Here is a 24,680-nt window from a genome sequence, read left to right on the forward strand (position 1 = left end):
TGATTTTTAATTTATTTCTTAACTACATTGATGGGAGAACCACCAGTAGTTAGTAAGCAGAAACTTCTTGACCAAAACATTTCTTCCAATAGCTCTTTTCTAATTCATTAAGTTTTGAAGCAGACAATAAAAAAGCCTTTAGACATGCCGCCTAACCGATATTCATCTCCCACCTATTACTGGTGTTATCACACCTTCACGTAATTGAGGAAGGAGTCTTCTGTCGGATAATGATAAAGATAAAAAGAATCAATTAAATTTGGTAATTTCAAATCAAAATAATGAAAGTATGTATCTAATTCACTGTTTATTTCTTTAGGTATTTCCTCCATTGAACCATCTCCCAAATACCACTTATTGGTAAACTTTCACAATTACACCATTATAAGTAATTGTATAAGTAGTAGATTGAAATTTATAGCCTTTTTATATCAAAAAATGGCAGTCCAATTTATTGCATTCGGACTGCCATTTGATTTATTTATTTAATTGAAGAATCAACATTTCAAGGATCATAACCTTATCTCCTTGACCAGTCTTCATTTTATAATCAACTTCAGCAATTAATCGTATTGCTTCTTTTAATTCACTTGCTTGAAAATTATTCGCTTGTTTTTGCCCATAAAATACCCTTCCTGGAGATACGCCAACTGCAGAAGCGATTTGATTATTTGAGTACCCACTACTTGAAAATTGTTTTATTCCGTACAATAATCTAAACTGGCTAGCTAACAATGCAACTATTTTTATCGGTTCTTCACCTATAAATAACAATTCATGAAGAATTTTAAGCGCATCAGTTGTCTGTCTTACTGCTGTTTTTTCAATAAGAGAAAAAACGTTTTGTTCAATGGTTTTTGCTACCATCATTTCCACAAGTTCAGCATCAACTTCGCCTTCATCACCGATAAACAATTGTAGCTTCTCACATTCAAGTTTTAATATCGATAAATTATTTCCAACGAGTAGTTTTAATTTTTCAATTGCTTCTTTAGTAATCGTTACATTCCCAGTGAACCGCTCTTTAATCCAGCCGTCTAAATTGCTCGTTTCAACAGGATGACACTCAACTAGCTCTACTTGTTTTTTTAACGCTTTTGTTACTTTTTTTCGCTCGTCCAATTTTTCAAAAGGAGCAACAAAAACAACAGTAGTAAAAGGTGCAGGATTTTCAATATAATCAAATAATGGTTCTATATCTTGTACAATTTTTTCTTTTTGAGCTGTTAAAAACAAACATGATTTTATGATGATGACTTTGTTGCCGCCAAAAAAGGACGGTGTTTGAGCATCCTCAAGAGCTTCACTTAAATAAGCCTCTTTTAAATCATATGTTTGATAGTTAAAATCATCAATTTCTCCTTGTAAAGCTGCTTTCACGATTAAGTTTTCCGCTTCTTGAAGTAAAAAATCTTCAGTACCTACCAATAAATACATTGGTGACACATTCTTTTTCAATTTTTTATGTAAATCATTAATCATGTTTTGCTCCTCTATACTAATTTTCTTAGTATAGTATAACATGTCCTACATGAGAAGGAAGAGATTAGTAAATACTAATCTCTAATTTATATTAACGTTTTAAATAAAGACCCGGTTTCTTCATTTAAAACGGTATAACTAAAACAAACATACTATGGATTTTTTAGTTATATTGATTTATACTAAAATTGAATTAGGAGGGGTTATTTGTGAATACTTTTGAAAAAAATGTTCAAAGCAAACGTAATGATTCAACAGATTCTGGCGTTGGCTTTGCTGTTTCATTTGGTTTCTTCGCAATTCTATTTATCATCGCAACAGTTGTGGAGTATGTTACGAGATAATACATAGGATCAAATGATTGGACTGCCTCGGCAGTCTTTTTAATTTCCTTCTTGGTTTCTGTTATTTGTTTTACGATATGCTTTAAATGTATAAATGGTACCTTGTCCTCTTTTAAATTCATAAGTTATTGCACCAAGTTCATCAGTACGTAAGATTTTTACATTGTACTTTTTTAATCGATTAAGTACTTCTTTTGTTGGGTGACCATATCTATTTTTTTCCCCAACGGAAATAATGCCAATTTTAGGCATAACTGCTTTAATAAATTGTTCAGAAGTAGATGTTTTGCTTCCATGATGCCCTATTTTCAAAACATCAGCCTTTAAATCATGATACATAGAGATCAGTCGATTTTCTCCATTTTCATCTAAATCACCTGAAAACATCCAATCCTTCCCACCTATGTGTGCCCTTAGAACAATTGACCCTTCATTTTCCTCACCTACATAATCTTTGATTGGCGAAACAACTTGAAAATAATTCGGACCGATTTTCCACCCCATACCTTCGCTTATTTTTTTAATCTCGACTCCCTTTTTTATGGCTATATTAATTCTTTCTTTTTCTGCTGAACTAAAATTCGCCTTGTCTCCTACAATTAATTGTTTTACATGAAATGATTGTAGTACTTCCTTTCCGCCTCCAATATGATCAATGTCACCATGTGTAAATATTAATTTATCTATTTTACTAATTCCTTCTCCTTTTAAAATTGGAATCAATAAATCATTGCCTGTTGAAAATGGTTTTTTTCGCTTCATCCACGTTTCTTCTTTTATAGTTAACTTACCTCCCGTATCAATTACATAATTCCCTTTATTAAAAGGCAATTTTATAAGAATACAGTCACCTTGACCAACATCAATAAACATAATCTTTCCAACTGGGTTAATAGAGGGATAAAATAAATGCCCGCTTATAAGAATAAAAAATCCAATCAGGCAATTATTAAACAACTTCTTCCATTTCTCACTTTCCATAAAGAATAAAATTAAAAATATTAATGCTATATACAAAAGTAGAATTCCTTTGGATGGATGTATAAAAATCAGCTTAATAAACGGTAGTTGCATGCATATATTCAGTAATTGATCTGACAAGTTAATAAAGTATGTTAACAGTAATGTTAACTGTTCGCTTATTTCTAAATTAATAAAACTTAAACTAAAACAAAAAATACATAGTGGCATAATAATAAAACTAATATAAGGAATAAAAAGTAAGTTAATTATTATACTGTATGGTGATAATTCGTGAAAATTAAAAAGTAATATTGGGATTGACACTAGTTGAGTAATACCCGATGTATAAAGAGCCCTTGCATACCAGGATTTGTAATTTAAAATTTGTTCAGACGTTAAAACAAGTACAAAACTTGTTACAAAGGAAAATTGAAATCCAATATCATCTAAATAATTTGGTTTTGCAAATAACATGATTATACAAGAAATGAATAATAGCGAAGTAATGTCAACTTTCATTTTTGCTAACTTGTAGAAACAAACTAGAACACCTATAATAACTGCCCTGACAACTGATGCTGAAGCACCTGCTAGAAATCCATACGATATAATACACAAAATTGTTATAAATAAGCTGGTTTCTTTCGTTAAGCCAATTCTAATTAATAAAAAATAGATGACAAGACTCAACAAACTAATATGAGAACCACTAATCGCAAGTAAATGTACAATTCCCACTATTTGATATTGAGATTCGGTGATTGTATTCATCTTTGATCGATCCCCAAAAAGGAGCGCATTAATATAACCTTCTGTATTGGAATCAAAATTCATCTCAACATATTTAATTAAGCCATGTCGGCTATAATTTATTGATTGAAGGATGGTTCGATTTCCATTTTCACAATCCTCAAAACTATTTGGATTTGCAGTATTTATCCAGTGAATTCCTTGATTTAATAAATACTTCTTATAATTAAATAAGTATGGGTTTGAATTTTCTAAAGGCAATGAAACTTCACCTTTTACTTCACATATTTCACCTATTTTTCTTTTTTGAAAAACTTTTAATTGTTCTTTTGTATTAGCAAAACTATTTAATAAGATTTCTTGGTTTTGGAGTTTAAATGTAAATGAAACTTTATTACCATCTATTATTGGAGTAGAAGTGATCTCACCACGGACATTTTGCGAGGGCTTTGGTTGAGGTGAATTCACCTTATTGTTTTGTAGGTAACATATACCAGACGTAAAGCATAGCGAAATAATACAAATTAATAAAAGTAGCCATTTTTTCTTTCCGACCAAAAAAATCATTAAAATGAGAAATATTAAGATAAAGAATAAATTATAGCTCTTAAAAAAGATGATTGTAATTATTTGTACAAAAACAATATAAGCCAGATAAATACTCATTTATTTTAGCGTATGACAATAAAAGGAGTCATTTTTTCAAGGGATTTTTTGCCGATTCCATTGACAGATTCTAATTGTTCTACTGAAGTAAATGGTCCGTTCTCATCAATATAATCTAAAATATTTTTTGCTTTTGCTGGACCAACACCCGGTATTTTTTCCAAATCTGCCTGTGATGCATGGTTTATATCGATCATCTCATTTTGTTTGGTTTCATCCCCTCTTTTAGTAATAATCGTTTGATCGGTTTCTTCTACAATGAACGGTACATAAATGACCATCTCATCAAATATTTTTTCGGCTAAATTAACCTTATTAACATCAGCTTTTTCTTTAAATCCACCCGCCAATTTAATCACGTCAAAAACTCGTTCTCCTTCGTTACATTGGATTACACCTGGTTTTTGTATTGCACCTTTTACATCAACCATAAATACTTTTGAAATCACTGGCATCTTAACTTCTTTTTTCTGATCATCGTTCTTCTTTAGTATTTCTTCTTCAAGTGGTTTTTTCGCAAAAACCACCTCATTTTTACGCTCAGTTTGATAAAAATTTACTACTAAAATACCAACAATTACGAGAGCAATCCAAACTAGTTTATTATGAATTAACTTTTTCATTATTAGTCCTCCATTTTAACTTATATCATTATTTTCGACCTTGCTTCATATAGTGTAGGAGAGAATGTATGCAAAGGAAGGGATGTACTCATGAACGTAGGAATCATAGGTACAGGAAATATGGGCACTATATTGCTCAATGGATTTATAAAATCAAATGCCGTGAAGCCCTCCGAATTAACTGTTACAAACCGCTCAATGTATAAAGCTTATGAGCTAAAAAATATATATCCTGATTTAAATGTTGTTGAGACTGCTAAAGAAGTAATTACCGCTTCTGATATTGTATTGGTGTGTGTAAAACCTTTAGAAATTCAGCCACTTTTATCATCTTTACAAAAGCATTTCACTAAAAAACATTGCGTTATATCGATCACTAGTCCGATTAATGTTGAACAATTAGAAGCGATATTACCTTGTCAGGTTGCACGCGTTATTCCAAGCATTACGAATCAAGCATTGAGTGGAGTAACTTTAGTTAATTTCGGGAATAGGTGCACGGCCAAAAGTAAGGAACAAATAATCGAACTTTTTTCGAACATTTCTAAACCTGTCATGATTACAGAAGATATCACAAGAGCTTCATCGGATATCGCAAGCTGTGGACCCGCATTTTTTAGTTACTTACTTCAAAAATTTATCGATGCAGCTGTTTGTCAAACTTCAATTTCAAAAGAGCAAGCAACGATTTTAGCAGAAGAAATGATTATTGGCTTTGGTAAACTAATTGAACAAAAACATTTTACGCTTGAAACACTTCAAGAAAAGGTATGTGTAAAAGGCGGAATTACTGGAGAAGGTATTAAAGTTTTAGAAGCACGAGTAGGAGATTTATTCGAAGAAATTTTTGAGAAAACACATGATAAGTTTGATAAGGAAATTGAGCGTGTAAAAGAACAATTTTGATTAATTTAAAAATGATTATACCGCTTTAATCCATTCGTTACAAAAATACAAAATTCAATTTTGCAGGTCTAATAAAGTAAAAAACCCTTTAAGAAAAGGAATTTTCTTAAAGGGTTTTTTTATTTTTTCATTGCTATAAAAAAGATTCGTTCAGAAGCATCATCTACAGCTTCATCGAAATCTGCTATGATTTCCTTCACTTCAAATCCAGTTTGATTTAATAATGATTTATACGTATTGATCGGAAATGTTCTTTGATTGTGATATTCCTCGAAGCGTTCATATAAATCACGATTTTCATCTTTCATAAAGAAAACTAAATCATGTTCAACACTTAATGGATGTTCCCCTTGCGTACAAGACCAGACTAAGCTTAACTCTGCATCATCAATAAAAAATGTCTCTTCACCAAAGATTTCTTCAATTTTATAAGGAGAATGTACATCAAATAAAAATAAACCATTATCTTTTAAGCTTTCATTTACTTTTATAAAGGTTTGTTTTACTTGATCTTCTGTTTCTAAATAATTAAGTGAATCACAGAAAATTGTTACACAATCTAATTGATCAAAACCTTCTAATTCCATCATGTTTTGTTGAAAAAAAGGTATATTAACTTTTTCCTGTTCTGCTTTTGCCATTGCGACACTTAACATTTCCTCAGATAAATCTACCCCGCTAATTGAATAGTTCAATTTAGCCAATAAGATGGGTAATGTACCAGTTCCACATCCTATATCTAATATTGAAGGCTGAAGCACTTCATATTTTTGAAATACATTTTTTAGGAATTGAACCCATCTTTCATAAGGGACATCATTCATTAATTGATCATACAAATACGCGAAGCGATTGTATGTCATGAAAGAAGCTCTCCGTAAACATCAAGAGAAGGTGCATCTCCCCATAGTTTTTCTAAGTTGTAATAGTTTCTTTCGTCACGATGGAAAACATGAACGACAACGTCACCGATGTCTACTAATACCCAACGAGCTTCGTCAAATCCTTCTAAACGCTTAACATCTTTACCATTTTGTTGAGCTTGATCTTTTACTTCTCTTGCAATAGCTTGAACTTGCTTATCCGAATTACCGTGACAAATAATGAAATAATCTGCAATTGCAGAGATTCCTTTCATATCTAATACGACTAAATCCTCAGCTTTTTTATCATCAGCAGCATTTACAGCTAGCATCATTAATTCTTTTTCATTCATTCTTTTTATTCCCCCTGGCTTTTAACTTGCTTTAATATTGAGTTATATGTTTTAACCGTTAATGGGTAGACTGTTTGTTCTTTATCAATCAAAAATGTAATTGTATTTTTTAATGCAAATAATAAAGCTCGATCTAAATCTTGATCCGCTAATTCACGAGCTTCCTCTACACCTGGAAAATTACGATTAGGTTCAATATAATCTGCTACATAAATTACTTTATCTAATAAAGTCATCTCTTTATGACCACTTGTATGATATGTGATTGCTTGTAAAATCTCTTTATCATCAATCCCATATTCATGTTCAGTAAGAAATGCACCAACAGGAGCATGCCATAATTCTTTATTATACTTTAAAAGCTTTAATGAAAGTTTATTTTCTTCCATGATCGATTCTAACTCTTTTATCGGCATACATTTTGCGACATCATGGAAAATTGCAGCTAATTCTGCTTTTTTTACATCCGCACCGTACTTCTCGGCAAGTCTAACTGCAGTTTCCATTACACCGATAGTATGTGTAAAACGCCCGTTTGTTAGTTTTTCTTTTACAAGTGAAAGTGCTTTTTGTTTATCCATTAATCCGCTTCTCCTCTAATTAACGGTATTTAACATATTAAGGTAGTACGATTGTTTTATTTTCTTTAGACTCTTTATATAGAACAATTGTATGTCCAATTACTTGTACTAGTTCAGCATTTGAACCTTCAGCTAACTGCTCTGCTACATCATAACGATCATCATCGCAATTTTGAAGTATGCTTACTTTTAATAGTTCCCTTACTTCAAGTGCTTCTGAAATTTGCTTAACCATATTTTCATTAACTCCACCTTTACCTACTTGAAAAATAGGGTTTAAGTGATGAGCTTTCGAACGTAAAAATCTTTTTTGTTTACCTGTTAACATTTTGTTCCTCCAAGTTTTCTTTCTAATAATGAGTATGCATCAATCGTATTTGGAAAAATTCCCGTCCACTCTTGAAATGCTATTGCTCCTTGATAAATAAACATCGGTAATCCGTTTTGTATAGTCGCATTTCTTTCTTCAGCTTCTTTTAAGAATACTGTTTTAAATGGGCTATATATTAGGTCCGATACAATTGCATCTGGTGATAAATTAGTTAGCGCTAATGGCGTACTATTTTCATTTGGCTTCATTCCAACAGAAGTTGTTTGAATGATAAGAGAAAAGTGACCTAAATGTTCTTCAGCATCTGAAATAGACATAATATTAACTTCATTCATCAGCTTACCATCTAGTAGATCCTCTGCTTTTTCTATTGTTCGGTTTGTGACTGTAATATGCTTAACACCCAAGTGCAGTAAACTATAAAGGATCGCCCTAGCAGCACCGCCTGCACCGATAATCAAAATCTTTTCTTCTTCAATCGGATTTTTCAAAACATAGGATAAGCCCCTACAATACCCCATACCGTCAGTATTTTTACCGTACAGTTTTCCATTTTTATTGATAACTGTATTAACAGCTCCAATCGCTTTTGCCAATGGATCAATTTCATCTAAGTACTGCATAATTTCTACTTTTAGTGGAGCTGTAACATTAAATCCTTTTACAGTTGAACGAAATTCTGTCATAACTGATTCTAATTCTGTTATCCCAACTTCTTTTGCTGAATAGTGCCCCGGAATTTGATTAGAGCCAAACCATTCATTATGCATAGTTGGTGACATTGAATGACCAATCGGTTGACCGATTACATAATATTGGTCTTTCATTTCTCTTAGCCCCCAAATTATTCTTATATAATAGAATTACGTAGAGTTACAGCTACTCCTTTTGGTACATAAGCTACTATTTTTGCACCTGGTTCATTCACTGTGATCCAACCTAACCCTGAATAAACTATATCAGTTTTAGCATCTTTTATCATAAATTCATGCTTCACTAATTTAGGAAGTTCATTTATTTGTTCACCATATGGTGGAACTAATAATTCCCCAGCTTGTCTTTCATATAAATCATCAGCGTTTTCTTGTTTAGTACGATGAATTGTTAATTCGTTTGAGAAGTGACAAGTAAAAGAACGTCTTCCACCCTCTAAATAATCAAAACGAGCTAACCCACCAAAGAATAATGTTTGTCCCTCATTTAATTGATAAATCATAGGCTTAATTTCTTTTTTCGGTGTAATAATCTTTAAACCTTTTTTATCAACAAAATGAGCCATTTGATGATGATTAATAATACCAGGTGTATCAATTAGATCACTCTGATCATCAAGTGGGATTTGAATCATATCAAGTGTTGTGCCTGGAAAATGCGATGTAGTAATAATATTACTATTTTCTTCACTATAACGTTTAATCATTGTGTTGATAAACGTTGATTTCCCAACATTTGTACAACCTACTACGTATACATCCTTACCTTCACGATGCTTCTCAATACTTTCAGCTAATTCGTCTATACCAGTGCCTTTTACCGCACTAATTAAATGAACACCTGCAGGTTTAAGCCCCCAACGTTTTGCAGTTCCGCTCATCCATTGCGTAAGCTTATTTTTCTTAACTGACTTAGGAATTAAATCTGCCTTATTTCCTACTAATAATATTTTGTTATTTCCGACGAATCGATTAATTCCATTTAACCAGCTGCCAGAAAAATCAAAAACATCAACTACTTTGATAACAAGACAGTCCTTAGAGCCTATCCCATTTAAGATACGAATAAAGTCAGAATCAGTCAACTCTACATCTTGAATCTCATTATAGTTTTTTAAACGAAAACAACGTTGGCAAATAATCTCGTCTTTTTCTAATGAAGATGGAGGTGCATATCCAAGCTTGTTTTTATCCTCTGTTTGAATTTCAACCCCACAGCCAATACATCTTACTTCTGTATTACTCACTTTTTATCCTCCCATTGTAGTAATCCTTGCTTCCTTAAAGATGAAAGAATTCTACGTTCTACCATTCGATTAAATCTTGTCCAAATTCCATCCGTGCTTGCAACCGGAACAACTAAAATAGTATGAATTCCTTGTCGATTGCCTCCAAATACGTCTGTAAGCAATTGATCTCCAATCATCACGACTTCATTTGACTTTAAATTCATTTGTTTATATGCCTTTTTATATGATGTAGCGAGTGGCTTACGTGCACGATGAATGAATGGAATTCCTAAAGGATCACAAAACTTTCCAACACGCTCAGCATTGTTATTCGATACAACCGTAATTTTAATCCCTGCATCATCCATGCTTTTGAACCATTTCGTTAGCTCTGGAGTAGCTAATGGACGGTCCCATTCTACTAACGTATTATCTAAATCCGTAATGATTCCCTTAATTCCTAAGCCTTTTAAATGCTCAGGCGTAATTGCATAAACATTATTAACAGTTTCACTCGGTAAAAATTTATTAAACATTATTACACCTCAATATATTCTTAAAATCGTTCGACAAATAACTACAACCATTCAAACTGTGGATAAATCTATACACATTATCCTTAGTCCAAGAACCTACCTTTTCAGAATATATAAACAAATTACCCACAACTTATCCACCTATTTCTGTGGATAAACGAACGATTGTTCTATTTTTAAAAATTTGATACAGTAAGTTTACGAAGAAATTCAAAAAACTTTACTCACTCGGAGGTGAATGCCCAACCGGGCAAAAAATATGTACAAATTAAATGATGAGTTGTTACTTGAGTCGTACAAAAAAGCTCTTGGTTTACAGCTTGATCCTGCTTTCATTTATTTAATTGAAAAAGAAATAAAACGAAGAGGATTAGATTTCTATATTAAAAAAACATCATAATCATTTTTATTATTTTCAATATATGCAAATAATACAAGCGAAATTAAAATACAAGCACTCTTTACAATAACAGAAAAAGAACCATCTTTCTATATGATGGCTCCCATTTCGTGAAAAAAAGTGCATACTTAGTGTAATTTACCAAGATTTTGACCAACTCTTATCGCTTCGCCGGATTGAAGTTTCAAATTTGGTGAAAAACTATTAGCTTCAAAAAGTAAAACAACTGTAGAACCGAAAGAAAAATACCCTACTTCTTCACCTTTTTTCATACGCTTTTCTTTTTTGGTTACTACGATTGTATTAACAAACATAGCACCAACTTTAATCATCGCAACATGTTTATTGTTTTCAGAGCATAATACTTCTGAAATAACTCGATAATTTTTGGAAAGTGGATCTTTACCATACGTTAATCCTGCTTTATTCACGGGATAAGATTTAGCACCTAACTCGAATTGTGAAACAATTTCGCCTTCGATTGGGCTATGTATACGATGATAATGGCTAGGACTTAAGTACAATACCATATAATAACCCTCATCATATTTTTCTGCCATTTCCTTTGAACCTAACATCTCAATAATGCTATATGTCTTGCCTTTAACGACAAATTTAATATCCATTTCAATTTTCCCACAAGACTCTAACACACCATCTACAGGACAAGCTAATTCACTTTCACCAGCATGAATCGGTCTGACATTTTGTTTTAATTCTCTAGTAAACAAGGCATGTAAAGTAGGAAAATCAGTCTCTTTACTTTCATCCATATTTAAATTAAACGCTTTAATATAAGGATTAATAAACAGTCTACTAAATCTAGAAGTAGCAAACCTACGCAAAAGACCAGAAGTAAAACGATTATTCGTCAACTCTATAAACAAACGATAAAAACTTTGTTTCATCAATGTACTCCTAACTAAAATTATATATATAAATTTATAACATATTATTCCAAAACTAACAAAACCCTAAATGATCTTACTATTATTACTATCAATTGCTTATTCTTTTAATATAACTTGGACTCTCTACATCTTTGATCCTTGTATAAGGCTCCTGCCATTGCTACTATTACTATTCCCTTTTTCCTAATACCTTAAAAATCCCTATACTATACTTTACTTGTCACTAACTGTTCACCAAGATTTCACACTGAGTTCACATTAAGCTGGTAGAATACTGATGTAATATACATTAGGAGGTTGCCTATGTTGAAAGATCAAAGCTTAGGTGAGTGGACTAACACACTTTTAATATATAAATTTGCGTTAGATGAAATCAATACTAAAATTAGAATTTTAAATGAAGAATTTACTTTAACTCATAATCATAATCCAATCGAACACGTAAAATCACGCTTAAAAAAACCTGACAGTATAATGGAAAAGCTTGAGCGAAAAGGTTTAGAATTAACACAATATAATCTAGAAAATTATATGAGTGATATAGCTGGCGTTCGTATTAGTTGTTCCTTTATTAGTGATATTTATATGATCTATGAACTGTTAAAACAACAAGACGATATTTATATAATAGAAATAAAAGATTATATAAAGAATCCAAAACCAAATGGTTATAAAAGTTTTCATATGATTATTGAAATACCAATTTTCCTTGCTTCTGAAACGAAAAGAGTAAAAGTAGAAATCCAAATTAGAACCGTTGCGATGGATTTCTGGGCAAGCCTTGAACACAAGATTTTTTATAAATACAATAAACAAGTTCCAAAAGCAATTATCGAAAGCTTAAATGAAGCTTCCGCAACTGTAAATTCATTAGACTACAAAATGGAAATGATTAGAGATCAAGTAGAACAGTTGAATTGATTTGAGCAGGATTTTGGAAAGGTCTTAAGAAGATGATAGCTTCGAACCCTCTCTCTTCTTTCCTGTTAATCCCAAAATCAAATTAGAATTGAAGAAAACAAGGTATATCAACATACCTTGTTTTCTTAGTTTTGAAATTTAAAATAGAAACATTAAATAAACAATTACTAATGATGAAATGATCATTTTTTGGTTGATCTATCTATTAATGGTTTTAAATTTTAATATGTTAGAGCAATTTTATTGTTCCAATAACACTAGCTAATTTTTAGAAAAACAAATTCATTTGAATAGTTTATTAATCAATGTTCAATATTAATTACCTGTAAACTGGTTAAACAATTGTTAGGATACTCTTAGTAAAGGATATTTGATTAGTATTTATTGCAGATTTTTTTTGATGAATAAGTTGATTGGAACGAAAGGGGTGCTCGACTCCTATGGGAAATGCGGGAAGCCTGAGACCCCGCAGGAACGAACGTGACGAGGAGGCTAAAGAATCTCGCCCCATGGAAAGCGAGCATCCTGTAGTGGAAATCAACCTCACAATACTCCTTTTACGAAAATTTGATAATTAATTGACAAGATTGTTTTTCAACAGTGCGAAAACAAGGTATATCAACATAACTTGTTTATACATTAATTATTTTTAAGTACCCTTTCAACTATCATATAATTCATTGAAACTCTCATATATTAAATAACAATGGTTTTAAAATAATTAGGCTCATTTATTCTATTTCTAGTTCTTTCAGCTTTAAATTTAAGATAAAATAGGATATGTTAGTATAAATATAAATTAGATTAACTAGAAAGTTTGTGAACATAGAACAAAAAATTGGAGGAGCCGATTTGGATAATGAATTAAACTATAAAACAATCATTCCAGAAAATATTCCGAATGAACGTAAGTCCGCCTTAAAAACCCTTGGCTACTATTTTTTAATATTTATTGTTGGGTTGAACTTACTAATCTTGATTGCTTCAATATGGGGTATGATTTTTGTTAATGTTGCAGATATAAATCTTACTGAAAAACAATTTAATAATCTTGTAAATACCGTTTCAATTTATTCGGATTCAATTTTTGGTGTCCTCAGCTTATTATGGCTATATTATTATACGAAGAAAAAAGGACTACTAACTTTAAGACGAATAAATATAAATGTGATTGACGTTGTAATCGTCTTAGGAGCATACGTGGTTCTTATGGCTTCTTCACAACTTCTTGATGTTATTTTTCAACATTTCAATTATTCAATTGCTACTCCAGATAACCAAAAAGCAGTGGAAGGCTTATTGCGAACTAATCCAATCCTTATGATTATATCAGCGGTAATTCTTGCACCAATTAAAGAAGAATGGATTACACGTAAGTTAATTATTGGTTCAATTTTTAAAAACTCTCCAATCATTGGATTAATTGTAAGTTCATTTGGGTTTGGTTTATTGCATATGCTTGCTGGCTTTTCAATCTATGCATTACTATCTTATTCTTTAGCTGGTTTAATTTTTGGTATGATCTATATCAAAACAAAAAAAATCGAAGTTACGATTTTTGCCCATTTTTTAAATAACTTAGTTTCAATTATTGCTTTTTTTATTGTAAACTAACAAAAAAACGCTCCTAGGGGCGTTTTTATAATGCATTTATGAGGTGTGAAATGAATTATTTATTAATACTAATCGGAGGATTTTTTGGAGCAATTCTTCGTTACATAATAGGTCTATCAATCCATCCACTTTCAAATGGATTTCCAATTCAAACATTTTTAATTAATATCATTGGATGCTTCTTTTTAGGTTTCTTTTTACCAATGGCAAAAGTTAAATTAAAACCTGAATATACTTTACTAATCGGAACAGGATTTACCGGAGCATTCACTACATTCTCTACTTTTTCACTTGAAAATGTAATACTGATGGATGAAAAAAAATTACTAGTAAGTTTAGTCTATATCATCTCAAGTTTAGTTGTAGGAATAAGTTTGGCGTATCTTGGTTTTAAAATGGCTGAAAAATTCAATAAAGTAAAAGGAGAAACCTCATCATGATTTTTATTGTTGGAATAGGTGGGGGGATCGGAGCAATTTTTCGCTATGCCCTTGGAAACTATGTTAATAAAAAAGTTAAAACAAATTTTCCTGCTGGAACATTCGTTATCAACATACTCGGATCGTTTATTTTAGGCTTAATAAACCATTTATATCTCGATAAATCGATTTCTATCACAATGTGGTTGTTTATTGGGATCGGAATATTAGGTGGATTTACAACCTTTTCTACATTTGGTTACGAAGCGATTCAATTATTACTGGCAAAAAAGTATAAAACTGCATTATCTTATATCATTTTATCTACTATTATTAGTATTTGCAGTGCATATATCGGTTTTCATATATTTAGATGAACCGGATTCTAAAACAAAAACCTCTGATCCCAGAGGTTTTTTATTTTCAAGTTTCACCAGCCGAAATCTAATGTTTTACCGGTTTCTGCATATGTTTTTACATTACTTAAAATCATTGGCCACGTAGATTTTGTATTTTCATATGATGGGTGATTTTCTGGCCATTGATCGTTAAGTAGTGTTAATTTTGTGCATTCACCCATCTCTTCAAGTGTAAGTGTAATTCTAGTTTCTAATGCAGCATGATTTTCACGGTAAACTGGGCCAGGATGTTCAGTATAGCTCATCATTTTGTGGGGTTCAAAAGCTAGTATTTTCCCATAAACATGCACTGTATGATCTCCATCTTCTCCTGGTCCAATATATTCATATTGTGCTCCGACTTCAAATGTTGATTTTAAAATGCAACCAAAAAAGATAGCCTTTGTTTCTTCTGGCGAAACAAATATGTTCCACACTTTTTCCGGTTTTGCTCCAATATAAAACTCATACTTAAGATCTTCCATTTTCTCATCCTCCATTCGTTTTATGTGTAGAATGATGAATTGACTCTAGATGTCACTTCCATTATATACCAAAAACGGTTCAACTTATTATTTCATTTGTTTTCAAGTATTTATATATTAAAATTAAATCGTACGAAATTTATTTAAAGCTCAAAATCAATTTTAATGAGGGGTGACAAGATGAATTTAACTTATGAAGTGATAGACGAGGATCACATTGAGTTATGTAGAGATTTATGTAATGAATTAATGACTTTTCAGAAGGCAAAAGCGAAGATAAAACCAGAGTTGTTTGATGGTATGAATTTCGATACACGCATGGTTCCTTCAGTTAGAAAAGCTATACATAATTATATTGTGATCGTAAAAGATGAAGATCAAATCGTTGGTTACGTTTATTCGAATATTTCTCCAAAAGAAGTATACTCAAGCGAATTTGCAACTTTTTTTGACCTTTCATCAGTCCATAAAAAGAATGTTGGTTGTTTATCTCAATTTTATATAAAAGAAGAATATAGAAAATATGGAGTAGGCTCTGTACTATTCAAAATGTCAATGAACTGGCTAAAACAATTTGATGATGTAGAGGATTATTTTATCTATGTTTCAAATGGAAATGAGAACGCTCTAGAATTTTATAAACGCAAGGGTTTTTCTGTTAGTCATACAATATTAGATGGTTTTATAACGGTTCTCAGAAGTAACGATCAATTTCAAAATATTTAAGAAAAGTATAAAAAAAGGTTTCTCAAAATATCTTTTGAGAAACCCTTTTATTTTTATTTACTATTAAAATGCCCAGTTACCATTTCTCATGATTGGTTCAACTGTACCATCTTCTTTAATTCCATCAATATTTAATTCCGCTGATCCGATCATAAAATCAACGTGAGTTAAACTTTGGTTGATTCCTAATTTCTCTTGCTCTTCTGATGGTAATTTTTCTCCATCCTTCATATTGTTTGGATATGCTTTACCTAATGCTAAGTGGCAAGAAGCATTTTCATCATATAATGTGTTGAAGAAAATTAAACCTGTATTTGAAATTGGTGAATCATGTGGTACTAATGCTACTTCACCTAGACGGCGAGCACCTTCATCAGTATCTAATAAATGTTGTAAAGTATCATAGCCTTTTTCAGCTGTGAAATCGATAACTTTACCATCTTTAAATGTTAAAGAGAAGTTCTCAATTAAATTTCCACCATAATTTAATGGTAAAGTCGCTTGAACAGTACCATTTACACCATGGCTATGTGGCATAGAGAAAACTTCTTCAGTTGGAATATTAGGATTAAACCATTTTCCATCTTCACTATTCGCTCCGCCACCTTTCCATACATGATTATCTACTAAATCTAGTTTCAAATCAGTACCAGGTGCTGTGTAATGTAAAGTTTTGTAACGCTTGTCATTTAATTCAACAACTTTTTCTTGTAAGAAATCGTTATGTTTAACCCAAGCTTCAACTGGATTTTCATTGTCTACTCGGCAAATTTTGAATACTGAATCCCAAAGTAATTCCATTGCTTTATCAATTGATTCATTTGGATAAACTTTTTCAGCCCATTCAACACATGGAATAGCAACGATTGACCAACGAATTCGGTCAGCCATCATGAATTCACGATAATTATGTAGTGCTTTGCTAGCTGTTTTATTAAAATTTGCAATACGTTTTGGATCAATCCCTTTTAATAATTCTGGGTTTGGTGAAATTACTGATAAAACAGCACCACCATTTTCAGCTAATTCTTCCATAGCTGTTACTTTCCAACCTGGGAATTCTTCAAAAACTTCATCAGGAGCTAGTTCGTATTTAGTACGAGTAATTACATCATCATTCCAATCGATGTTTACATTTTTAGCGCCAGCTTCGTAAGCGAATTTTACAACTTTACGAACGAATTCTGCAGCTCCGATTGGTGCATTTATTTGTAATGTTTGTCCTGGTACGATATTAACACCACTTTTTACCGCAAGTTCAGCATATTTTTCTAATGATTTTTCAAACTGAGACATTGATATCCCTCCATGTTTAACGAATTAAAAACCTAACCTACTAAATTATAATATAAAGTTCAGAAAATTGGTACATAAAAGAGACTGACTATTCATTTTTATTTGAAATGTCAGAGAGACCTTAGCAGATTAGCAAATGACTTGATTACTTGTCGCTATTTAAACAAAAAAAGCACTTTCGAAAAGTGCTTTTAAGTGTATAGATAAAGTCCTAAAAACTGATTTTTTATGAAACAATATACGTCTCATAACCATTAACATTTAAGAACTTTTCAGCTTTCTCTCTGTCATTTTCTGTTTGAAGGCTTATTCTTAGTACACCTGGTAAGCCTTCACGTGATTCAATTATCCTTAGATTCGTAATGCTTACTTGGTGAATCGATAAGATTGTCGTGATGTTAGCAAGCTCACCAACTCGATCTAAAACGTCTACATACAAATCAAAATAACTTGGGATAGCGCCATTTGCTTTTGCTGGCATGTTGTCTCTAAAATCTTTTGATTCCTTGAAATAGTGAAAGATATCTTCTTGATCCTGGCTTTCAACAAGCTGATACATTTGTTTCATATCATCAATCCAATTTGAAATTAATGAAAGCAATGTATCCCTATTTTGAATCACAATATCAGTCCACATTTTCGGGCTGCTTGATGCAATCCTAGTAATATCTCTAAACCCTCCGGCAGCTAAGGCTGTTACTAAAGGCTCATCCTTCGAATAAGATTTAACTTGTTTTACAAGATTAGCAGCAATTAGATGTGGAAAATGGCTTACCACTCCGGTGATTTGATCATGTGTTTCTTCATCAATTACAACGAAATGTGAACCTGTTCCTTTAAGCCATTCTTTTAATTCATCAATTTGATCATTTTGAGTATTTTCACTTGGTGTCAAAATAAAATATGCATTTTCAAATAAATGAACTTTTGCACTCTCGATGCCAGTTTTATGCGAGCCTGCCATTGGATGACCTCCAATAAAGCAATATCCTTTATCTGTAAGAGTCTTCGAATGCCTCATAATTTCACTTTTCGTACTACCTACATCAGTTAATATGACATCATTCTTTAGTTCATATTCACTTAACATATGTATATATTTTATTGACTCCTCAACAGGGCAAGAAAAAATGATTAGATGAGCCTTCTCGGCACAGTCTTTAAGCTGTACCGAGATTTCATCTAAAACTTGAATTCTTTTACCAATTTCAAGTTGTTTTTCGTTGATATCATATCCAATTATATTTACATCATGAACTTTTTTTATTGCCAAGGCAATTGAGCCTCCGATTAATCCTGTGCCAATTAAAAGGACGTTCTTTTTCAAGGCATTCACCGCCTATCCTTCATTAAGTAATATTATTTATGATTGTAGTTTTGCACGGAAGTCTTTTAACTCAAACATAAATTCTTCAAATTGTGGGATATTCATTTGTTGAGCTGAATCTGATAAAGCAACTGCTGGATCAGGGTGTACTTCAGCCATTACTGCATCTGCTCCAATTGCTAAAGCTGCTTTTGCTGTTGGTAATAGCAAATCCTTACGACCAGTAGAATGCGTAACATCTACTACTACTGGTAAATGTGTTTCTTTCTTCAGAATCGGTACTGCCGAGATATCTAATGTATTTCTTGTAGCTTTCTCGTAAGTACGAATTCCTCTTTCACAAAGAATAATTTGGTCATTTCCTTGCGAAATAATGTATTCTGCAGCATTAATAAATTCTTCAATTGTTGCTGACAGTCCTCGTTTTAATAACACTGGTTTATTTACTTGACCAACTGTTCTCAGTAAATCAAAGTTTTGCATATTACGTGCACCAATTTGAATGACATCAACGTATTCTAACGATCTTTCAACATCATTTGGATTTAGTATTTCACTTATTACTGCTAAATCAAATTCATTTGCCACTTCTCTTAAAATTTGTAGTCCTTCGTATCCAAGACCTTGGAAATCGTATGGAGAAGTTCTAGGTTTAAATGCACCGCCTCGCATCATTGTTAAACCTTGTTGTTTCATAGCTTGTGCTACTGCACGTACTTGTTCGTAGCTCTCAACTGCACACGGTCCCATAATAAATGATTGAGAACCATCACCAAGGACAATATCATTTTTCACTGTAACAATTGTATTGTCAGGCTTTTTCTTTCTTGAAACTAATAGAGCTTTTCTGTGATCATCCTCTTGTAGTTCTAAGCTTGCTTGGAAGATCGTCTTGAAAATATGTTGTAAAGTTGACGTTTCAAATGGTCCTTCATTCACATTTGCAATCATATCTAACACTTCACGCTCACGAACTGGATCGAAACGCTTAATACCATGTTTAATCTTTTGCTGACCAATTTCTTGAACAACTTTTCCACGCTCGTTTAATAATTCAACGATTTTTAAATTAATCTCATCAACCTTATCACGTAATTGCACTAACTCATTATTTGTACTCATTTCTTTTTCCTCCTCAAATTTTAAATGTCTATTCCAATACCACTTCTTTTATCAAGAAGTAAGTATGTAAAAATGAAAACAAAAAGTCCCTACTGAATAAACAGTAGGGACGAATTAATTAATCGCGGTACCACCCTAGTTGTGAACAAAAAATCTGTTCACCACCTTCATTTTGTTAACGATCAAAATGACCGTTTCTATTTTCAATAAATGAAATAGAAATTGCTCCAAGAATGTAATTCAGCATACCATTTGTACTGACTCGCAGCCTACGTCAGCTCTCTTAAACAGGGAAGTTATGCCTACTGTGCTCTTATCATCGCAATATATTTAATTGTCAAAAGATTCATTAAAAAAGTTATTAATGAGGATTATAAAGTACTTTTAAATAGGCTGTCAATGCATTTTTTTTCTAAAATATGTAACGATTTTAAAAAAGATACATCACTATCGGATTGGTAGCGCTTACTATTTTCAACAAATTTTTTACACTGCTTACATTTTTTTTATGGTACAGACACACAGAATTTGTACATTACATAAATATATAAATAACAACTAACCTTACCTTCCTTAGGAGTGATTATATGACTGGTTTATTTACCGCCTTAAGTCTTTTCTTAAAAGAAGTGTTTGTGTTTGTTTCATATGTTAAAAATAATGCCTTCCCTCAACCTCTTTCACAAGCCGAAGAAACGCTCTATTTAAATCGTATGGCAAATGGAGATGGAGAAGCACGAAATTTATTAATTGAACATAATTTAAGACTCGTTGCTCACATCGTTAAAAAATTTGAAAATACCGGAGAAGATGCTGAAGATTTAATTTCGATTGGTACAATAGGTTTAATAAAGGCAATTGAGAGCTTTGTTCAAGGAAAAGGAACAAAATTAGCCACATATGCTGCTAGATGTATTGAAAATGAAATACTTATGCATTTACGTGCTTTAAAGAAAACAAAAAAAGATGTCTCACTTCATGATCCGATAGGCCAGGATAAAGAAGGCAATGAAATCTCACTATTAGACATATTAAAAACTGAGACGGAAGACGTAGTTGATCAAATTCAACTGAATATGGAATTAGAAAAAATCAAACAATATATTAAGATTTTAGATGACCGTGAAAAGGATGTAATTATCCAACGATTTGGTATTGATATGGATAAGGAACTAACTCAACGTGAAATCGCAAAGAAATTAGGAATCTCAAGAAGTTATGTTTCGAGAATTGAAAAACGTGCTTTAATGAAAATGTACCACGAGTTTTTAAGAGCTGAAAAAGAAAAGAAAAAAGATAAAAAATAAACCACTAAAGATGAATATGGCCTCCAATTGTTAGTCAAATCTAACAATTGGAGGGAATTCATTTTTAGTGGTTTTTATGCTTGCTCTTCTTTTTGCATTTTGCGTTTAAAATAATTGGATGTCAGAAAGAAACCTAATGCAAAAATCAGCATTGTAAAAACGATACTCTCGACGATCAATATTTTATGTTGGGTTAATCCGTCCTTTGGAAGGAGAGTCCCGATATAGAAAAAAGTAGCCAATGCTGTTGTTATTGCTCCAAATGTTTTAAAATCATTAACCTTCGCCTGTAGCTTTTTAAAATTCATGAATACTACACCTTCCCTTCTTGTTTACTTAATTAAGTTTAACATATTTTATACAAGAAAAGTGAAGGTAATTAAAGGCAGTATATGTAGAGATTAGTAAGTATAAGAAAAATTAAAGTCATAAGATAAGTAATGTCTTGTTGATTTCCACTACAGGTTGCTCGCTTTTGTCCACAGCTCTTATAGAATATTGAACACAGAAAAGAATCAAATAATTGATACAACCGAATAAATTAATTTTGATTTATTACTATATCGCTAAAATATAATAACTTACTAATTAATTTTATTTCAGCTCAATTCCAGAGCATATTTCAACACAAAGAAGAAAGAGATTATTTAAAATCCCTTTCTTCTGATAAAAATAGAAGTTGTCAAATTAATAAGTAATCTCTTGGTGATTTCCACTACAGGATGCTCGCTTTCCATGGGGCATGAGCTGAGCCTCCTCGTTCCTGCGGGGTCTCACCCTTCCTGCATCTCCCATAGGAGTCGATCATCGTCCAATCAATTCATCTAAAAAAGTTTATATTACAAATTGTCTCTAAATCAAGGTTGTAAAATTCAATATAATATCATCATGAATTAGGCTAATAGAACCAAAAATAGAAGCATTTCCATTTAAAATCAAATAGTATTAAAAACTCCAAAATTCTCATACCAAGATTTACCTTTTATAAACAAAAATCATATTTTTATCAAAATTAATTATAAGTTATTTCAACCCATTCTTAATAAACTCAATCGTACGTTCAGTTTCCTGTTCTTCGTTCCAAAAAGGGGTATTTTCTAGGACGATTGAAGAGATAACTAAACCAATTACTGTTGAGATAATTAATCTTAGTACTGTCGGTATCGGTAATTCTTTTATTTGTCCTTTATCAATAAACGATTGTAATACACTAGCTACTTTGGGGTACATTTTATCTTTAAAGAGTCTTTTTAGCTCTTCTTGCATATCGTCTTGGAATGGCATTTCTTGTATGATTATTTTTACAGCTGCTTTATTTTTCTTTGCAAATTCCATGCGATTTTTAATAAGCGCATTAAGAAAATCTTCAAATGTTTCGTATTCTAAATGAAATACTGCTTTAGAAAAACGATCCATTTCAAAAGGAGCAATTGTTTTTACTAATGTCGGTTTGATAATACTTTTTAGTAAATCCTTTTTTGTTTTAAAGTAACGAAAAATAGTACCTTCAGCAACATTTGCTTTTTTGGCAATTTCATTAGTAGAAGTACTAACAAAACCTTTTTCTGCAAATATTTCAATTGCAGCTTCAAGAATTTTTATTTCTTTTTCATTCATTTCTTGTAATTTTTCTTCTGGAAAAAACTCTTCTAATTTAATTGGTAACACTCCTTAAATTGAACGCTGTTTCTTTAAAGCAACTATATTTAAAGAAATAAATACGATTGAAAATCCAAGTAGGATCAGTAATTGAATTACAACATCTGAAAGCGACTGTCCTTTTATCATAATACCTCTAAGCGCTTCTGCTCCATATGTCAGTGGTAAAATACCCCCAATAAATTTGAACCAATTTGGTAAAAACGCTGTTGAGAAAATACCTGAAAAAAGAATTTGAGGGACTGCAATAACTGGAATAAATTGCACAACTTGGAATTCATTATTTGCATAGGCAGATAACAGCATTCCAAGTGTTAGAGCAGTTAGAGATAATAAAATATTAACTACGCAGACTTCCCATGCACTTCCTACATTATACATATCTAACACACTGATTGAAAAGACTGTTATAATGATCGATTGAATTAAAGCAAAAAACCCAAAGCCTAAAATATAACCTACTACTATTTCCCATCTTTTGACTGGCGTAACAAGTAATCTTTCAAGAGTTGTTGTTAATCTTTCCCTTACAAAAGAAATACCAGATAAGATAAATACAAATAAGAATGAGAAAAACCCAATAAAAATTGGTCCAATTGAATCAAATGATTCCATATTTTTACTACCATAAATTGGGTCCATTACAATTTTAAAATTCGAAGGTGTGTTTTCTTTAACTGCTGATTGAATAGCATCCATTACTGCAGTTGTTCTTGCCTTATCAGTCCCTTCAATTTGTACAACTATTTTCCCTGCTCTAAACAAAACAGCACCATCAAGATCCATGCTTTTTAACTTATCTTCTATGTCTGAAGGATTTACATTCTTTACTTTCGCATAATCTTTCACAATTTGCTCAAATGCTGGAGGTGCATCTACAAGGGCTAAAGTTGGTTTCGTATCATCCTGTTTTAAGATATACGAAAATAAAAACAATAATACGATAGGAGCAACAAAAATCATTGCAAGAGATCTTCTATCTTTTAAAAATTGTTTTATTATTCGTTTAGAAATTGCAAAGACTCTCATGAGCTCACCTCAGTATTAAAATATAGGTCTTCGATTTTACCTGTTTTTGATTGCGAGATTAAATTTTCAGTAGTATCTAAAGCAATTAATTCTCCTTCTCTAATTAATCCGATCCGTTCACATTTTTCAGCTTCTTCCATGATATGGGTTGTAATGATGATTGTAGTACCTTGCTTTTTCATCTCAAAAAATTGATTCCAAATTTGCTTTCTTAGTACTGGATCAATTCCAACTGTTGGTTCATCAAGGATTAGTAATGTAGGTTTATGGAGGATTGAAATGGCAAGAGAAAGTCGTTTTTTCATTCCTCCAGAGTATTGATTAACTTGTTTGTTTAATGAATCCTCTAAACCAACGATTTGAGCTACTTCTTGAATTCTCGACTTAAGTTCTTTGCCTTTTAAATTATATAGAGCACCGAAGAAATTTAAATTATCAGTTCCTGTTAAATCGCTATATAATGCGTCAGATTGCCCCATGTAACCTATAGACGGAAGGACAGAAAAATTAGGCATTTTTTTGTTGTAAACTAGTACCTCGCCTTTTGAACTTTTATCAATTCCAGCTACTAATTTTATTAAAGTTGTTTTCCCAGAACCTGATGGGCCTAAAATCCCAAAAATTTCACCTTCTCGGATGTTCATTGAAATATTTTTTAGCACAGCTCTTTTTCCAAATAAACGATCGACTTTCTGGATTTGAACTACATCGCTCATCGTAATCCTC

The 24,680-nt window shown here is 31.8% G+C and carries 28 protein-coding genes, 1 pseudogene and 1 other annotated feature; of the genes and pseudogenes, 9 read left to right on the forward strand and 20 right to left on the reverse strand.

The window, feature by feature from the left end; genetic code table 11:
• Nucleotides 1–11 precede the first annotated feature (11 nt).
• Together AB1282_RS24830 and holA are read right to left on the reverse strand one after the other, a co-directional pair.
• A pseudogene (locus AB1282_RS24830) lies at nt 12–92 on the reverse strand (IS200/IS605 family transposase); the annotation flags it as partial.
• Between the two features lie 385 nt (nt 93–477).
• Nucleotides 478–1,482 (reverse strand): DNA polymerase III subunit delta, encoded by a 1,005-nt coding sequence (gene holA / locus AB1282_RS24835; RefSeq protein ID WP_429900951.1) that lies wholly within the window; start codon nt 1,480–1,482, stop codon nt 478–480.
• Between the two features lie 209 nt (nt 1,483–1,691).
• Between holA and AB1282_RS24840 the strand changes: the two genes are divergently transcribed.
• Nucleotides 1,692–1,826: a YqzM family protein gene (locus AB1282_RS24840; protein ID WP_082459515.1), complete on the forward strand. Its 135-nt coding sequence runs from the start codon at nt 1,692–1,694 to the stop codon at nt 1,824–1,826.
• Nucleotides 1,827–1,865: 39 nt separating this feature from the next.
• Here the strand turns inward: AB1282_RS24840 and AB1282_RS24845 are convergent, their stop codons facing one another.
• Complete coding sequence (locus tag AB1282_RS24845) at nt 1,866–4,205, reverse strand: DNA internalization-related competence protein ComEC/Rec2 (protein WP_429900953.1); 2,340 nt, start codon at nt 4,203–4,205, stop codon at nt 1,866–1,868.
• Nucleotides 4,206–4,210: 5 nt separating this feature from the next.
• Nucleotides 4,211–4,828: a helix-hairpin-helix domain-containing protein gene (locus AB1282_RS24850; RefSeq protein WP_429900955.1), complete on the reverse strand. Its 618-nt coding sequence runs from the start codon at nt 4,826–4,828 to the stop codon at nt 4,211–4,213.
• A gap of 90 nt (nt 4,829–4,918) precedes the next feature.
• On the opposite strand from AB1282_RS24850, the gene comER reads away from it, so the two are divergent.
• A complete protein-coding gene (comER, locus tag AB1282_RS24855) occupies nt 4,919–5,734 on the forward strand; it encodes a late competence protein ComER (protein WP_429900957.1) in 816 nt (271 codons plus the stop codon).
• A 119-nt stretch (nt 5,735–5,853) separates the two neighbouring features.
• Here comER and AB1282_RS24860 read toward each other — a convergent pair whose 3' ends face one another.
• Genes AB1282_RS24860 through AB1282_RS24890 form a run of 7 tightly spaced genes read right to left on the reverse strand, consistent with a single transcriptional unit; the run spans nt 5,854 to nt 10,340 of the window.
• Nucleotides 5,854–6,597: a class I SAM-dependent DNA methyltransferase gene (locus AB1282_RS24860; RefSeq protein ID WP_056472804.1), complete on the reverse strand. Its 744-nt coding sequence runs from the start codon at nt 6,595–6,597 to the stop codon at nt 5,854–5,856.
• On the reverse strand, nt 6,594–6,950 hold the full coding sequence (gene rsfS, locus AB1282_RS24865; protein WP_056472801.1) for a ribosome silencing factor: 357 nt from the start codon (nt 6,948–6,950) through the stop codon (nt 6,594–6,596). Before rsfS ends, AB1282_RS24860 begins: the two co-directional genes overlap by 4 nt.
• 5 nt (nt 6,951–6,955) lie before the next feature.
• The gene (yqeK, locus tag AB1282_RS24870) at nt 6,956–7,531 is read right to left on the reverse strand and encodes a bis(5'-nucleosyl)-tetraphosphatase (symmetrical) YqeK (protein WP_056472798.1); all 576 of its coding nucleotides are present in this window, start codon (nt 7,529–7,531) and stop codon (nt 6,956–6,958) included.
• 37 nt (nt 7,532–7,568) lie between these two features.
• Nucleotides 7,569–7,859: a ribosome assembly RNA-binding protein YhbY gene (gene yhbY / locus AB1282_RS24875; protein ID WP_056472795.1), complete on the reverse strand. Its 291-nt coding sequence runs from the start codon at nt 7,857–7,859 to the stop codon at nt 7,569–7,571.
• Entirely contained in the window at nt 7,853–8,689 is an 837-nt protein-coding gene (gene aroE, locus AB1282_RS24880; RefSeq protein ID WP_429900960.1) for a shikimate dehydrogenase, read from the reverse strand. Before aroE ends, yhbY begins: the two co-directional genes overlap by 7 nt.
• A 23-nt stretch (nt 8,690–8,712) precedes the next feature.
• The gene (gene yqeH / locus AB1282_RS24885) at nt 8,713–9,822 is read right to left on the reverse strand and encodes a ribosome biogenesis GTPase YqeH (RefSeq protein WP_390311674.1); all 1,110 of its coding nucleotides are present in this window, start codon (nt 9,820–9,822) and stop codon (nt 8,713–8,715) included.
• Nucleotides 9,819–10,340 (reverse strand): YqeG family HAD IIIA-type phosphatase, encoded by a 522-nt coding sequence (locus AB1282_RS24890; RefSeq protein WP_056472787.1) that lies wholly within the window; start codon nt 10,338–10,340, stop codon nt 9,819–9,821. The genes yqeH and AB1282_RS24890 overlap by 4 nt, the downstream gene beginning before the upstream one ends.
• 238 nt (nt 10,341–10,578) lie before the next feature.
• Here AB1282_RS24890 and AB1282_RS24895 point away from each other — a divergent pair, with 238 nt between their 5' ends.
• Nucleotides 10,579–10,740: a sporulation histidine kinase inhibitor Sda gene (locus AB1282_RS24895; protein ID WP_429892020.1), complete on the forward strand. Its 162-nt coding sequence runs from the start codon at nt 10,579–10,581 to the stop codon at nt 10,738–10,740.
• 128 nt (nt 10,741–10,868) lie between these two features.
• Here the strand turns inward: AB1282_RS24895 and AB1282_RS24900 are convergent, their stop codons facing one another.
• Nucleotides 10,869–11,648 carry a phosphatidylserine decarboxylase gene (locus tag AB1282_RS24900; protein WP_056472784.1) on the reverse strand — a complete coding sequence of 260 codons (780 nt, stop codon included), beginning with the start codon at nt 11,646–11,648 and terminating at the stop codon, nt 10,869–10,871.
• A 306-nt stretch (nt 11,649–11,954) separates the two neighbouring features.
• Between AB1282_RS24900 and AB1282_RS24905 the strand changes: the two genes are divergently transcribed.
• The 4 genes from AB1282_RS24905 (at nt 11,955) to crcB (AB1282_RS24920) (ending at nt 14,982) form a co-directional block, all read left to right on the forward strand.
• Nucleotides 11,955–12,572: a GTP pyrophosphokinase gene (locus tag AB1282_RS24905; RefSeq protein WP_056472780.1), complete on the forward strand. Its 618-nt coding sequence runs from the start codon at nt 11,955–11,957 to the stop codon at nt 12,570–12,572.
• 852 nt (nt 12,573–13,424) lie between these two features.
• Nucleotides 13,425–14,186 (forward strand): CPBP family intramembrane glutamic endopeptidase, encoded by a 762-nt coding sequence (locus AB1282_RS24910; protein ID WP_056472778.1) that lies wholly within the window; start codon nt 13,425–13,427, stop codon nt 14,184–14,186.
• 50 nt (nt 14,187–14,236) lie between these two features.
• Nucleotides 14,237–14,626, forward strand: a complete 390-nt coding sequence (gene crcB, locus AB1282_RS24915; RefSeq protein WP_056472776.1) for a fluoride efflux transporter CrcB — start codon at nt 14,237–14,239, stop codon at nt 14,624–14,626.
• Nucleotides 14,623–14,982 (forward strand): fluoride efflux transporter CrcB, encoded by a 360-nt coding sequence (gene crcB, locus AB1282_RS24920; RefSeq protein ID WP_056472773.1) that lies wholly within the window; start codon nt 14,623–14,625, stop codon nt 14,980–14,982. The genes crcB (AB1282_RS24915) and crcB (AB1282_RS24920) overlap by 4 nt, the downstream gene beginning before the upstream one ends.
• 53 nt (nt 14,983–15,035) lie before the next feature.
• Here the strand turns inward: crcB (AB1282_RS24920) and AB1282_RS24925 are convergent, their stop codons facing one another.
• The gene (locus AB1282_RS24925; RefSeq protein ID WP_429900963.1) at nt 15,036–15,488 is read right to left on the reverse strand and encodes an SRPBCC family protein; all 453 of its coding nucleotides are present in this window, start codon (nt 15,486–15,488) and stop codon (nt 15,036–15,038) included.
• A 180-nt stretch (nt 15,489–15,668) separates the two neighbouring features.
• On the opposite strand from AB1282_RS24925, the gene AB1282_RS24930 reads away from it, so the two are divergent.
• On the forward strand, nt 15,669–16,214 hold the full coding sequence (locus AB1282_RS24930) for a GNAT family N-acetyltransferase (RefSeq protein ID WP_056472768.1): 546 nt from the start codon (nt 15,669–15,671) through the stop codon (nt 16,212–16,214).
• 63 nt (nt 16,215–16,277) lie between these two features.
• Here the strand turns inward: AB1282_RS24930 and AB1282_RS24935 are convergent, their stop codons facing one another.
• The 3 genes from AB1282_RS24935 to AB1282_RS24945 all read right to left on the reverse strand — a co-directional run bounded on the left by AB1282_RS24935 (nt 16,278) and on the right by AB1282_RS24945 (nt 19,959).
• A complete protein-coding gene (locus tag AB1282_RS24935) occupies nt 16,278–17,510 on the reverse strand; it encodes an aminopeptidase (RefSeq protein WP_429900964.1) in 1,233 nt (410 codons plus the stop codon).
• A 226-nt stretch (nt 17,511–17,736) separates the two neighbouring features.
• Nucleotides 17,737–18,837, reverse strand: a complete 1,101-nt coding sequence (locus AB1282_RS24940) for a prephenate dehydrogenase (RefSeq protein ID WP_056472763.1) — start codon at nt 18,835–18,837, stop codon at nt 17,737–17,739.
• 36 nt (nt 18,838–18,873) lie between these two features.
• A complete protein-coding gene (locus AB1282_RS24945; RefSeq protein WP_056472760.1) occupies nt 18,874–19,959 on the reverse strand; it encodes a bifunctional 3-deoxy-7-phosphoheptulonate synthase/chorismate mutase in 1,086 nt (361 codons plus the stop codon).
• 102 nt (nt 19,960–20,061) lie between these two features.
• Nucleotides 20,062–20,288, reverse strand: a binding site (T-box leader).
• Between the two features lie 258 nt (nt 20,289–20,546).
• On the opposite strand from AB1282_RS24945, the gene sigK reads away from it, so the two are divergent.
• A complete protein-coding gene (gene sigK / locus AB1282_RS24950) occupies nt 20,547–21,266 on the forward strand; it encodes an RNA polymerase sporulation sigma factor SigK (RefSeq protein ID WP_056472757.1) in 720 nt (239 codons plus the stop codon).
• A gap of 74 nt (nt 21,267–21,340) precedes the next feature.
• Here sigK and AB1282_RS24955 read toward each other — a convergent pair whose 3' ends face one another.
• From AB1282_RS24955 to AB1282_RS24970, 4 genes are all read right to left on the reverse strand, one after another.
• Nucleotides 21,341–21,574: a YrhC family protein gene (locus tag AB1282_RS24955; RefSeq protein WP_056472755.1), complete on the reverse strand. Its 234-nt coding sequence runs from the start codon at nt 21,572–21,574 to the stop codon at nt 21,341–21,343.
• Between the two features lie 715 nt (nt 21,575–22,289).
• Nucleotides 22,290–22,934: a TetR/AcrR family transcriptional regulator gene (locus AB1282_RS24960; protein WP_056472752.1), complete on the reverse strand. Its 645-nt coding sequence runs from the start codon at nt 22,932–22,934 to the stop codon at nt 22,290–22,292.
• Between the two features lie 3 nt (nt 22,935–22,937).
• Nucleotides 22,938–23,954 (reverse strand): ABC transporter permease, encoded by a 1,017-nt coding sequence (locus tag AB1282_RS24965; protein WP_429900966.1) that lies wholly within the window; start codon nt 23,952–23,954, stop codon nt 22,938–22,940.
• Entirely contained in the window at nt 23,951–24,670 is a 720-nt protein-coding gene (locus tag AB1282_RS24970; protein WP_056472747.1) for an ABC transporter ATP-binding protein, read from the reverse strand. The genes AB1282_RS24965 and AB1282_RS24970 overlap by 4 nt, the downstream gene beginning before the upstream one ends.
• Between the last annotated feature and the right edge of the window lie 10 nt (nt 24,671–24,680).

The sequence above is a fragment of the Gottfriedia sp. S16(2024) genome, assembly GCF_050473765.1.
In the GTDB taxonomy this organism is placed as follows: domain Bacteria; phylum Bacillota; class Bacilli; order Bacillales; family Bacillaceae_G; genus Gottfriedia.